The organism is Pseudomonas sp. KB_12 (genome assembly GCF_052114545.1).
Taxonomy (GTDB): Bacteria; Pseudomonadota; Gammaproteobacteria; order Pseudomonadales; family Pseudomonadaceae; genus Aquipseudomonas; species Aquipseudomonas brassicacearum.
This window is the reverse complement of sequence record NZ_JBFREY010000003.1, coordinates 74486-86964: the sequence shown is the minus strand read 5'-3', so window position 1 is coordinate 86964 and position 12479 is coordinate 74486. Positions and strand designations below refer to the sequence as shown.

At 60.0% G+C, this 12479-nt stretch carries 11 protein-coding genes and 1 pseudogene; 3 read left to right on the top strand and 9 right to left on the bottom strand.

What is annotated here, in order from left to right; genetic code table 11:
- Positions 1–117: 117 nt before the first annotated feature.
- From AB4Z20_RS02565 to AB4Z20_RS02550, 4 genes and pseudogenes are all read right to left on the bottom strand, one after another.
- Positions 118–393, bottom strand: a pseudogene (locus AB4Z20_RS02565) (ATP-dependent zinc metalloprotease FtsH); the annotation flags it as partial.
- A 22-nt stretch (positions 394–415) separates the two neighbouring features.
- On the bottom strand, positions 416–955 hold the full coding sequence (locus AB4Z20_RS02560; RefSeq protein WP_442089262.1) for a DUF6630 family protein: 540 nt from the start codon (positions 953–955) through the stop codon (positions 416–418).
- 40 nt (positions 956–995) lie between these two features.
- Positions 996–2567 carry a hypothetical protein gene (locus AB4Z20_RS02555; protein ID WP_442089261.1) on the bottom strand — a complete coding sequence of 524 codons (1572 nt, stop codon included), beginning with the start codon at positions 2565–2567 and terminating at the stop codon, positions 996–998.
- Positions 2560–3531 carry a DMT family transporter gene (locus AB4Z20_RS02550; RefSeq protein WP_442089260.1) on the bottom strand — a complete coding sequence of 324 codons (972 nt, stop codon included), beginning with the start codon at positions 3529–3531 and terminating at the stop codon, positions 2560–2562. Before AB4Z20_RS02550 ends, AB4Z20_RS02555 begins: the two co-directional genes overlap by 8 nt.
- Positions 3532–3624: 93 nt before the next feature.
- On the opposite strand from AB4Z20_RS02550, the gene AB4Z20_RS02545 reads away from it, so the two are divergent.
- Positions 3625–4566, top strand: a complete 942-nt coding sequence (locus AB4Z20_RS02545; protein ID WP_442089259.1) for a LysR substrate-binding domain-containing protein — start codon at positions 3625–3627, stop codon at positions 4564–4566.
- Positions 4567–4610: 44 nt separating this feature from the next.
- On the opposite strand, the gene AB4Z20_RS02540 is transcribed toward AB4Z20_RS02545, so the two are convergent.
- The 5 genes from AB4Z20_RS02540 to AB4Z20_RS02520 all read right to left on the bottom strand — a co-directional run bounded on the left by AB4Z20_RS02540 (position 4611) and on the right by AB4Z20_RS02520 (position 10297).
- A complete protein-coding gene (locus tag AB4Z20_RS02540; protein ID WP_442089258.1) occupies positions 4611–5954 on the bottom strand; it encodes an OprD family porin in 1344 nt (447 codons plus the stop codon).
- Between the two features lie 301 nt (positions 5955–6255).
- Complete coding sequence (locus tag AB4Z20_RS02535; protein WP_442089257.1) at positions 6256–7227, bottom strand: FAD:protein FMN transferase; 972 nt, start codon at positions 7225–7227, stop codon at positions 6256–6258.
- Positions 7211–9391 (bottom strand): PepSY domain-containing protein, encoded by a 2181-nt coding sequence (locus tag AB4Z20_RS02530; protein WP_442089256.1) that lies wholly within the window; start codon positions 9389–9391, stop codon positions 7211–7213. The genes AB4Z20_RS02535 and AB4Z20_RS02530 overlap by 17 nt, the downstream gene beginning before the upstream one ends.
- 25 nt (positions 9392–9416) lie before the next feature.
- Positions 9417–9887, bottom strand: a complete 471-nt coding sequence (locus AB4Z20_RS02525; protein ID WP_253474114.1) for a DUF2271 domain-containing protein — start codon at positions 9885–9887, stop codon at positions 9417–9419.
- A gap of 86 nt (positions 9888–9973) precedes the next feature.
- Entirely contained in the window at positions 9974–10297 is a 324-nt protein-coding gene (locus AB4Z20_RS02520) for a PepSY domain-containing protein (protein ID WP_253474117.1), read from the bottom strand.
- 131 nt (positions 10298–10428) lie between these two features.
- On the opposite strand from AB4Z20_RS02520, the gene AB4Z20_RS02515 reads away from it, so the two are divergent.
- Positions 10429–11088, top strand: coding sequence for a response regulator transcription factor (locus AB4Z20_RS02515; protein WP_028237064.1), 660 nt, complete (start codon positions 10429–10431; stop codon positions 11086–11088).
- Entirely contained in the window at positions 11085–12443 is a 1359-nt protein-coding gene (locus AB4Z20_RS02510) for a sensor histidine kinase (protein ID WP_253474120.1), read from the top strand. The genes AB4Z20_RS02515 and AB4Z20_RS02510 overlap by 4 nt, the downstream gene beginning before the upstream one ends.
- The last annotated feature ends 36 nt before the right edge of the window (positions 12444–12479 follow it).

The window sequence follows — 12479 nt, the reverse complement described above, 5'->3', positions numbered from 1 at the left end:
TTGATATCACAGTGATGTCATTGTAATCCGCTTTGTATAGGTCTGTACCTGTTTTGTACAAGGTTGCCAGGCGCGGATCGCGCCAACCTTTGGGCAATGAGGCTGCCAAAGAAGTCGCAGCGCTGCCGCCGGGCGCTTGATCGGTAGAAACGGTGCAAATTCTTCAGGGGTCAGGGTTTCCCTTTCCAATAGCAGACGGCCCCCGGTGTCCAGATCGGCCCGGCGACTTTCGAGCAAGGTCTTGGCGCGTTGATAGGCTTCATCGAGCAACGCTCGGATGCCCAGGTCGATTTCCCTGGCCGTTTGCTCCGAATAATCTTTCTCGCCGATGTCCTGCAGGTGTTCGCCCAAGCAGGTGGCACTTTTACGCTCCAGCACGGCCTGGCCCATTTCCGGCAGGTTCTTTCTGCGCGATTCAGAAATGACTAAGGCTGACTTCAATGTCTGCACGTTGAGCCAGGTTGATCATTTCCTCTACCCGTTCGGCGTCAACGATAAACCCGCAGTAATCGTCATCCCCTGTATCCAGGTGAAGGTATCGCCTACCGAACCGGAGCAGCCATTCATCAAAATCGTCAAGCACCTGCGTCATCGATACGCCGCTATGCACGTAGGTGTAGGGCTCATTTATGCCGTTGGCCTTGGTTAGATAGGGCGCCAGGTACTCAAATCCGTCGTAGCCTTTCCAATCGACACTCAACAGCACGAGATACTCGAGTTTTTGTCCCCTTGCATCCTCAAGCAATCCCTCCGACAGGGCGCTGGAGGCTTCGAATCCCACGGCGAATTTACGCATGATGCGCTTGACTAGCCTGGCGTTCTCTTTTTCCGGAACCCGTGCCAACAGCGTCTGGGCGAAAGTTTTAAGGGCCTGTTCCTGCTCCTGATTCTGGCAAGGTCGAAGCTCTTTCATGATCGCAGCAGCGCTGAGGTCGGTTTCATCGGGCGCTGGCATGCTAAAACGTCCACCAAATAAACGATCAAAGATCCCCATGCTATTCGACTGCCTCTATCGTCCATCTGACATGCGATCTCGGCCCTCTGAGTTCCGTCGCTACAAACATCCCGTATGTCTCCAGGTAAGCATGGACAGTGATTTCTTCGCTGGCGTAATCAATGCGCTTGCAACTGAGCTCCTTGGCATTGCCGATTAAAGCTGGATGATAGGCACTGGCTGGTTTCTGCGATTGCACTTCACAGCTGAATTGTTCTACGACGGGACGGCGGTTTCCCGCGCGGGGATAGTAAGGCGGTCGCTCAGTCGAATATTGCAGAATGGCACCTACTGGCATGTTGGCCCAGTCGCCCTCGAATGTGAGGATGTTGAGTGTGTTATCCCGAAAGCTGAATCCATCGTTGCTGCGTCGAAACTCACTATGTGCAAGGTCGATCAAGTCACGGAAACTGACGATCACCCGCTGTCCTCGCTCGTCTTTGGATCGTTGAGTCAATTGTTTTCCCGTTTCGCCCGGGAGATAGGTGTAGTCATAAACCTCCTGTTTTGGAGTCGAATCCTGGCGTGCCATGCGCAGATGCTGAATGCTTTTCTGCGGTTCAGGCATATTCAACGCTTCGATGGATTTCAAGACAGGAGCGGCAGGCGTTGGCGCAGGTAACTCGAATGAGGACTGGATACGCCTTTCATAGGGTTTGTATTGGTCCTGGGATTTCGGGCTGCCACAGGCTGCCTCAAACAGCGGGCGCTCCTCCACCGGCAGGCTTTTTAAAGCGATGGTTTCTGGTTCCGTGTTCACGCGTCCACCGAGCACGCGGTGCTCTTTATCAATGTAAAAGGAACTCAATTCGGTGAGTTGCTGCAATGAGCAGTTAGCGAGCCACCGTTGTTGGATTTGTCCATAGAGAAGGTCGGCTCTGGGCACCCTAGCCTCAGAGGGTAATACGCGAGCGCTCCAAAAAGTCACCTCATCACGCTGTACCTTCAGGCTGGCGCGATCCAACAGCTGCCAATCCCCCCGTTCCGGCGCTGTCAACATTCGCCAATCCGGCGGTGCCGTCAGGGCACACACTTGTTTGCGCTGTGCACTTTGCAGGTATTGGGGCATTTGTTGGGCAGGCAGCTGCCAAGACTCTTCGGTCTTTCCTCGTGGGTCGATGGAGAATCTCTTCATCCCCCCTTTGACCTTGTAAGCCATCTGCGCTTGAGGCCGAACGCAATCAGCATCGAATCGCGCCATGAAGCCCAACGCCTGAGCCGCGGGTGACGCCACCATATAGGTCACCCGATCTCCATCGCGAATGATGGAGTTTGGCAAAGGGGCCTCGGCCAAGGCTTGGTTGAAGACAGTGAGCCCTTCCAAGTCCACGCCAGGGATGGCTTGGCTGACGGGTGCAGGTGCGGTCGCCTGGCATCCGCAAAGAAGCAGCGCAGTGATGAGCGCTGACGAACAGCTGAAACGGTGAAGCGTGGCATCCATGCGCGTGTACTTTAATCGATTGTGGAGCGTGGCATGGTAGCAGGGGGCGTAGGCCGAAACACTGCCGAGGAGAAGTTTCAGAACCCCCGCCGGCCGAGCCTTTACCGGCGTCGCAAAAAGCATTTCAGTCAAGACATGGGACTTTTCTATCAGGAACAGTGGACGTCAGAATAATACGAACTGCCATCACCACCCCCACCAGCACGCCAGCAAGACCTGACGCTTCTAGAAGCGTTGGCAGCCGGTGATGAAACAACAAGCCCAGTAGTGTGGCAAATAGTGATTCCAGGGCTATCAACTGCCCGGAAAGCACCATGGGAAGGCGACGGGACGCTGCGTTCCAGGCCCAGGCCCCGATGACTGACGACATCAGCGCAATCACAAGACCCCAGGTATACAAGTGTCCCGCCAGGGAAACACTGAAACCCAGGCTTGGCAGCTTGAGAAGATCAAACGCTTGCGCCGCCGGTAACAAGCACAAGGTGCCGATCCCTGCGCCGACCATCATGAGGCCGGTCCAGGCCCCCGAAGCGCTGGCCGACAGGTTGACCAAGGCGCCCTGGTTCAACCAACTGAATACGAGCCACAAGAGCACCGCACCGATCGAGAAAAACACGCCCGTCAACCATGAACCGTCGTCGCTCAGGGGCTGCTGGATGCTGCTGAGGTTCGACAGCAATAGCCCTCCCGTTAAAAAAGCCAGCGGTATCACCAGTCTTCGCCATTGAAGGGTCTTGTGGGTGGCGTTGCCGAGCAGTGCCTGCAAGACCGGCACCATGCCAATAAACGCCGGGGTCAGTACCGGCCCGGCAAACATGACGCCTGCGGCAATACAACTGCTGTAGCCGAGGTACCCGATGACTCCCAGGCTTGCGCCAAGTAGCAGTTGGCTGCGGCGCAGGCGCCGAAGCTGGGTTCGATAGCCCACCACGACAGCCACACCCAGCGCCCCGGCGATCAGGAACCGTATGATCATCAGATCGTGGATCGTGTAGGCACCGACGACGTAAGGCGCAATGAAATTCAACGCCCAGCTCAGCGTCGCGACGACGGCAAGGCTCACGCCGGCGAGGGTGTTCGAGTAGGCATTGGGCATTCATGCATATCCTTAAGGCATTGAGCTCATGTTGCACAGCGTCGCAGCTATGCTACAAACGAGTTCTCGGCCCTGGATGCATTACCTCTGATTATGAATACCCTTGGAAAGTCATTACCGCCGCTTGCCAGCTTGTTGCCCTTCGAAGCGGCTGCGCGCTTGGAAAGTTTTTCCAAGGCAGCCGAGGAACTGCACATCACCCAAGCGGCGATCAGTCGGCAGATCCGTGGGCTCGAAGAGGACCTGGGGCTGAAGCTTTTCTGCCGTCGTAACCGCGCCGTCTTCCTGACCACGCAAGGGCGTGAGTTGGGACGTGTGGTGAGTAACGCGTTGCAAAGTATCAGTGCCAGTGCTGTCAGCCTTCGTCAATCGCCAGGTAAAAACCGTGTCGTTTTGCTGTGCCAATTATGCGAAGCGTTCTACTGGTTGATGCCGCGGCTCTCGACGTTCCACCAGCGATACCCGGAAATCGAGATCCAGGTGGCCACATCCACCGGGCCGCTGACTGAGTTCAATGGGCATTTTGACGTGGCCCTGCAAAGCACAGGACGGCCCAGCGGCGTCCATGGTTTGATGTTTACCGCCGCTGATGAAGTGTTTCCCGTATGCAGTCCTCATTACCTGCGTACCCACAAAACGTTGCAAGTCTGTGACCTGAAGTCCCACACCCTTTTGCACTATCACGCTACGCCGCCTCATTGGATGCAGTGGGAGGCCTGGTTCCAGGCGTTTGGACTGTCGCTCGACGACGCTCCCAAGGGCTCGGTGTTCGATAGCTATCCCTTAATGCTCCAGGCGGCGGTCGAGGGGCATGGCATTGCGTTGGGGTGGCGGCGCACCGCCCAAGGGCTGCTTGAGAGCGGTGCGTTGGTGAGACCTTGCGTAGAAAGCGTCCCTTTGCCTGATGCGATATCGGTATTCAGCCGGCCGGGCGGGGAAGGTCGGGTTGAGGTGGGCGCGCTGCTCGACTGGCTTGAAGGTGAATTGGGAAGTGATAGTCAGGCCGGCTTCGGTCAGCGGCGGTTAAACCAGTGAAGCCGTCATGACGGATAAAGTATTGGGTATCCATTGAGGCAGGGTCAGAACGGCCCCAGCTTGAGTGGGTACTGGATGACGATATACAGCCGGTCGATGTCATCGCCGCCCTGGCTGCTGTTGGCGCGATGGGTGACATGGGACAGTTGCAACGACAGGTCCTTGGCCGGGCCTGACTGCACGATGTAGTGCAGGTCCAGGTCGCGCTCCCAATGGCGTCCGCCAGCGCCTTGTTGCGGACTGTAAGTACCGGTGTCGCTATCGAACGGGTTGTAGGCATCGCCTTGGGGAGCATGGCTGCCGTCGATCCCGCGTCCAGTCACATAGCGGGCCATGAAGCTCAGGCCGGGGACGCCCAAGGTGCCCAGGTCGAGGTCGTAGCGCGCTTGCCATGAGCGCTCGCCCGGGCCGTTGAAGTCGGCATACTTGATCGAGTTGGCCAGGTAGATGGAGTCGCCGCCGACGAAATCGAAGGGCGTGTCGCCGTTGATTTTCTGATAGGCCAGGGTGAACGCCTGGGCATTGAGCCGATATTTGCCACTCAGGCTATAGGCCGTGGTGTCGATGGTCCCGGCGTTGGCCTTGCCATAGTCGCGGGTGTGATACAGGTTGCCGTCAAGGAACAGTTCGCCAAGGGTGGCATGCAGGTTGGCATAGTACTGGCGCCAGGTATCGCTCAGTTCGGAGGCGTAGAGCGCGCCGCCCAGGGCTTGGCCGGTGAGCAGGTCGGCGCCGATGAAGTCGATGGCGCCGTGGCGCGTCGTCGCCCCATACCCGGAAAAATCACCCTTGCTGGTCGAGGTGTCCTGATTCTTGAACGCACTGAAGTGGCCCGCCTGCAGGTCGACCCCTTCGAACTCGCGGCTGGAGAGCAGCAGGCCGCTGGCGTATTCGGGTTGCAGGCGCTTGTCTGCGGTATCGAATACCGGGCTCTGCACGGTCATTTCGCCGACCGCCAGGGTGGTGCGTGAGGTGTTGAATTTCAGCGCGCCGCCCGCACTGGAGTAGTGGTCCTCGCTTCGCCCGTTCTCATCCAGCGGCAATAATCCCGTTCCGGAATGCCCCTTGCCGCCGTCCAGTTTCAACCCCTGGAACGCGTGAGCATCAATGCCTACGCCGATCGTGCCGGGGGTGAAGCCGGACTCGAACGAGGCGATGAAGCCTTGGGCCCATTCCTGTTTGTAGCTTTTACCTGCCGGGGTCGGGGTGCGATAGTCATTGTTGAGGTAGAAGTTGCGGCTGAGGACTTCCAGCGTCGCCCCGTCGAGAAAGCCAGGCGTGCTTTGCGCGAGTTCCGCTGCCATTGCCGGTGCGGCGCTGCCGGTGAGCAGGGCAAGCAGCCAGAGCGGTTTCAGGGCGACGGTTGAGGGGTGTGGTGCAGGCAACATGCTTCATTTCCATGTGAAATTGGGCGGGCGAAGGAGGGCTTTCGCGCCAGGAAGACAAGAGCTTCATTCTTGGGCGTGGGACGCGAGCGCGCGAGTTAAACGTTGTTAATTGCGTTCAGCTGTTTTGGCCCTATCGCGAGCAAGCTTTGCTCCCACAGGGGCAGCGTTCAGGTGCAACACCGGACGCTGCACTCACTCAGCACATGGCTGCAAGGTTTGCGCTGTGAGGTGGGTGCATGATGACCTTCTCCGGCTGGTGCGTGAGTGGTCGTTCTTCTGACTCAACACCCGAGCGTCGGCGTCAGCGCGTTTGGACCTGAGCCTGCAACTGTCCGCCGACTATGGATATTTCCTTGAACTGCAAACCGTCGCGCACGACGAACAATGCGTCCATCCCGCGTTCTTGTGCCAGGCGGGGGCCTTGGGTTTCGCCCAGTACCATCAGCGCTGTGGCCCAGGCGTCGGCGAGCATGCATGAAGTCGACACCACCGTGACGGCTGCGAGCGGGTTGCACAGGGGGGCGCCGGTGGCTGGGTTCATCGTGTGGGCGTAGGACTGCCCCCTGACGTCGACCCAATGTCGGTAATCCCCGGAGGTGGCGATGGCGGCGTCGCTGAGTTCCATCACCCCCATGACCTCACGCACGCCTCGACGGGGCTTTTCCATGGCCACGACCCAAGGCTGCCCATCAGGTTTGCTGCCGCGCGCGCGCATTTCGCCGTCGATGCCTACCAGGTAGCGTGTGATGCCAAACCTGTCCAGGCAGCGGGCCAGCTCATCGACACCAAAACCTTTGGCAATGCCGTTCAAGTTGAGGTTAAGCGGTGCCTGTTTGCGCACCTGGTTGCGTTGTGAATCAACGACCAGCGCTGCACAAGTCGAGCGTCGAGTGGGCGCAGGCAATCTATCGAGCGCCGGTTCGGTGATGGACAGCTCGCCGGGACCGAAGCCCCAGGCGTCCACCAGATCACCAACGGCGATGTCGAAGGCGCCGCCCGATTGCTGGCTGACGCGCAGCGCAGCAGACAATACCGTGGTCAGTTCCTCGGGCAGCGCTATCCATTCCTGCAACGGTGCGTTGTTGAGGCGATTGAGATCCGAATCGGCTTTCCAGGTCGACATTTGCTGGTCCACCCGGCCCACGGCATGCGCCAGGCTGTGACTGATCGGGTGGGTGTCGAGTTCGGTTTCGGCATAGAACAGGGCGGTATAGCGCGTGCCCATGGTTTCGCCGCTCAGGCTGTAGCGTTGCAATTCAGTAGACGTCTTCACGATAGCGTCCTTGTGCCTTGAGGGTCTGCACATTCAGGTTCAGCGGTGCCAGTACTTCGTCCAGGGCCAGCATCACCCCCTTGGCCATCTCGCGACCGCCGCATACCAATACCTGGGCGCCTTTTTCGATCAGCCGACGCAACATCAGGGCGTCGCTGATCAGCCGGTCTTGCACGTAGGAACGGTCCATGACCTGGGAAAAGGCCGCGTGCAACGCCGTCAGGCGCCGGTCAGCCAGGTAATGGTTGAGCTCGGTTTCGTAGAGGAAGTCCGAGGCCGGGTTACGCCCACCCCAATACAAATGCATGGGGTGGTGGGCCTTGTTGTTCCGGATAAAACCGGCTAGCGGGCCGATGCCGGTACCGGCGCCGATCAGGATCACTGGGTGCGCGCCCGACGCTGGGCGAAATTGTGGGTTCGTTTGGATAAAGGCGTCGATGGTCGCCCCGATCTCCACGCTGTGAAGGAATGATGAGCACAGACCGCCTTTGTGTTTGCGTACGCAGATCTCCAGCACGCCGTCCTGTGAGCTGCTGGCCAGCGAGTAGAACCGAGGGAGGGGGTTGCCAGGGGGCAGGATGCCGACCAGATCACCGGCTTCAAAGGCCGGTAATGTTCCTGAGGCTTTGAACCGCAGCACGTGGGTGGGCGCGCCGACCTGTTCACCATAGGCAATGCGCTCGGCCAGCACCAGTTGATGGGTGCGTGGCGGCTGTGCGGTGTGGATCAGCGTCAAGTCATGCCCCAGCACCTCACCCACGGCGTGACCCCAGCGAGCGAATTCCTGGGAGGATTGGCGGTTGATGGTTTCCAGGCCGATCAACGGCGTGCCACCGGCCTGCAACAAGGCGTCCTGCACCTGGTGGGCAAACTGGCAGAACTGGGCAAACTGCCGGTCACCAAAACCCAGCACGGCAAACGGCTGGCCAGATTTCAAGCCGGCTTCGGCCAGCCGTGCCAGGAACTGCGAAGCCGAGGCCGGGGCATTGCCGTCACCGTGGGTTGCGGTGAGGATGAACACCCGTTGCGCGTTGATGCAGGCGTTGGCGTATTGATTCATTGCCGCGCTGTGAACGCGGTGGCCGGCTTGATGCAAGGCTTCATGCAAGGTGTTGGCGAAGCCCCAGGTGCTGTTGGTTTCGCTGCCTACCAGGATCACGGTGTCGGCGGATTGCGCGGAGCTGTCATGACGGATGTTCGGCGCGGCTTTGCGGCGACGCCACCACATCAGGATGCCGGTGATGCTCATCAGCGGCACGCAGAGTGCACTAAGGCCGAGTAGCAGGCCGAGCCACCACAGTCCTTCACCGGTGTGCAATCGGTAGATCCATTCGTAGACGGCGTACATCCCGTCATGGGCTTGATAGGACAGCAGGGTGCCGCTGGCCGGGTCCACGTAGCCGTCGCCCTGGGCTGTGCGCAGGGAAAACACGTCTTGCGGGTTATTGGGACTGGGGTAGACGAGTTCGCGCAGGTCAGTCAGATCGGTGGCCTGCAAAGCTTGCAGGCTCGCCACGGGCGAGGCCGAGCCTGCGCTGATGTGGTCGGGGAATGCCGGCTCGCTCTGACTGCCATCAGCGACGAAGTCGAAGGTCGTGGCGCACATATAGAGCCCGCTCAGTGCCGATAACAGCAGCCCAAGCAACGCTAAGCGACCGACCTCAGCGTGCCAGCGCTGGCTGAAGTTGCCCCGCAGTGGACGCAGCAGGTTGCGCCAGCCGCCGACCCGCCGGACCAGCAACAGCGCCCCGGACACCAACAGCATCAGCATGACCAGCGCGCCGGCCCCCGCGACCCCATGGCCCGGCGAACCCAGGAACAGCGAGCGGTGCAGGTCTTTCATCCAGCGAGAGAAGGTGCCGGGCTCGTACGGTGCCAAGCCTTGACCGGTCAGTGGGTCGACTTCTTCGGCACCGACCTGGCCGTCACGGTTGTAGTAGACGATGACCGTGCCGGACGCCGTACGCTGGATCTGCTCCACCGCTGGAAAGTGCTCGGCGACGCGTCCCGCCAACTGGGCGACATTGACCTGCCCGAGCGCAGTGGACGTGTTGTTCAGGCGTTCAAGGGCCGGATCGACAGACAATATCGCGCCGCTGACGGCCAGTAGCATGACCAGCAGGGCGGCGATCAGACCGGGCAGGGAGTGGAGCTGGCGAAGCATGTTCGGCCTCCGCAAATGGCAGGTGCTACAGGTCGTAGGTAAAGGATTCGACGAAGGTATTGCCCGTCGCTGGCTTGCCTGCGCCTTGCGAAGTCAGGGCCACGCTGACGTCTGCCCGGGCATCACGCTTATCCTCGACGGCGCTATCGATGCGAATCTGATACCCGGCATCGATCAGGGTGTCTGCCAGCTCGACGCTGACTTTGAGGGTGTCGCCGCTGCCAACGCTGGCGCCGCTGACGCCGTCGTACTCGCTGGGGCTCATCTTGCTTCCACGGGCCCAGTCGGCCAGGTGCTTGTAGTACTTGGCCTTTTTGCCGGCCACCCAGAGGGTTTTCTGGTACTGGCCGCTGGCGTCGGTGACGTAGATCGCCAGGTACGCATCGTTGCCGCTGTAGCGCTTGAGCTGGGTCGTGAGGGTTATTTCACGGGCTTGAGCCAGCCCCGGCAGGATGATGGCGCCGGCGAGGCAGGTTGTGGCGATGATTTTTTTCATGGGAGGTGTCCTTTTGATCGTTGGGGCGAGAGCCTGGACCTGCTTGCTGACAGCAACCTGAATGGCAGGATCAACGCGTCGAAATGTCACGGTGCGGGAGCAGGGGCGAGGTAGGCGCTGGCATCGTCATCGTCCCGGAAGTAGATCTCGAGCTTGCGCAGGTGCAGCGACGCCGGGGCGTAGCGGGCTTCGATGACATTGCCCTGGCGGTCCAGGCCCTTGAGCTTGTAGCAGCCGTCGTCGACCTTGATGCGCTGCACCGTCCAGCCGTACCGCTGTTCCACCTGCAGGCGCAGGGTTTCCCGTGGCTGCCAGTCGTTGACTGGTTCGCCGCAGTCGTCATCGGCCAAGGCGTAACCGTTGGCCAGCACACTTATCAGCGCAGTGCTGGCGATAAAACCTGATTTCATGATCTGTCTCCCGCCGGGGGCTTCGTTGTGGGCATACCCTACGGTGCATTCCTGACAGCCAGCTGAATCTTCAGATTCACGTCAGGTAAGGCCGCTAAGGTGCGGCACACCACGATTACAGGAGCTGCCCGATGCGGGTTTTATTGGTTGAGGACTCGCCAAGATTGGGGGATGCGGTGCGCGAACAGATCGCCGATGACGGCCATGCCGTTGACTGGGTGCAGAACCTTGCCCAAGCACGCAGCAGCGTAAGCACGACCGCTTATGACCTGATCCTGCTTGACTTGATGTTGCCGGACGGCCGAGGGCTGGATTTCCTGCGTCAGCGGCGCAGCGCAGGTGACGCGACGGCGGTGATCATCCTGACGGCCCAGGACCAGATCTCTGATCGAATCGCCGGCCTCAATGCCGGCGCCGACGATTACCTGGTCAAACCCTTTGATCTGTTTGAACTGTCGGCCCGTGTGGCTGCGGTGGCTCGTCGTTACAGCGGTAACCCCAATCCCCAGATCAGGCTCGGTGAGCTGCACGTCGACATGACGGCCCGTACGTTGCATCGGGCCGGCATGGCCGTGGACCTCACTGCTCGGGAATGGGCGCTGTTGGAGGCATTCATCCAGCGTCCAGGCGCGCTGCTGTCCAAGGGGCAACTCGAAGATCGGCTGTACGCCTTCGGCGCCGAAATCGAAAGCAACACGATCGAGGTCTATATCAGTCGATTGCGAAAGAAACTTGGGCGCGACCTGATCGAGACCGTGCGGGGCATGGGTTACCGGATGGTGTCGGCATGAAGACGACCTTCAGTCTGCAAAAGCGTCTGGGCCTGGGACTGACGCTGGGCATGACGTTGCTCTGGCTGGTGGCGACAGTCGGCACTTGGCGCGGGGTACGACATGAGTTGAACGAGGCCTTTGACAGCGCACTGGAGGAGACCGCCCAACGCATCTTGCCCCTGGCCGTGCTGGAAATCAGCAACCGGGAAAACCCGGGCGAGGCGCAACAGGTTGCCACCCTGAAGATGCACAAGGAGTACCTGAGCTATCTGGTTCGCGATGCCGGGGGCAAGGTCCTGATGCAGTCCCACGATGCCAACCCGAAGGTATTCAGCAAACATCCGATTGAAGGTTTCTCCACGACTGGAAAGTACCGTCTGTATGGCGCCAGTGCGCTGCGTGAGACGGTATTCATCGAAGTCGCCGAGCCGTTGCGCCATCGCCGCGAGGCCGCACGACAGGCCTTGTTTACCTTGTTGTGGCCGTTATTGGCGCTGGTCCCCATCAGCCTGTTGGGGACCTGGCTATTGGTGCGCATGAGCCTGGGCAGCGTGCTGGCCTATCGTTACGCGGTAGAGGCCCGCGGCGTGGGTGATCTGTCGCCGATCAAGGTGTCGCGCCTGCCGGCAGAAATCAACCCCTTGGCGGATGCGGTAAACCGCCTGCTGGAGCGCTTGCGCAAGGCCCTGGAGGCCGAACGCAGCTTCACTGCCAATAGCGCACATGAGCTGCGTACACCCTTGGCCGCAACATTGGCGCAAGTCCAGCGGCTGTACCAGGAGGCCCCTGAAGGTCCGTTGCGTTTGCGTGCAAAAAAGATCGAAAGCGCTTTGCGCGAATTGGCCCGGTTATCGGAAAAACTCATGCAATTGGCCAAGGCTGAAGGGGGCGGACTGCTCTCGCAAGCGCCCCAGGACCTGGTCCCATTATTGGCTCACGTGGTGGATGAGTGGCGGCACAACAACACCTGTCAGATCGCGCTGCAACTTCCTGCCCAGGCGCATGTGTATTCGACTGTCGACCCGGACGCCTTCGGCATTCTGTTGCGCAATCTGATCGAGAACGCATTGAAGTACGGTGCGATGGATCAACCCATCGAAGTCACCCTCACGGACCAGGCACTGCTGCGGGTGATCAATGCCGGACCGGTGGTGCCGGTAGCCGTCCTGCAGCACCTGACCGAACGTTTCGTGCGCGGCCAGAGCGAAATCAGTGGGTCGGGATTGGGGTTGGCGATCGTCAAGACGATCGTGCAGGGGATCAATGGGCGCATCGAACTGTTGTCTCCGGCAAAAGATCGGCAGGAGGGGTTCGAGGTTCGGGTCTGGCTACCGCTTGCCACTGTTGCCGCCGGCCATTCGTCAGCCAGCTAGCCCGGGCATTCTTGACAAGCAATCGACCTTGAGCAA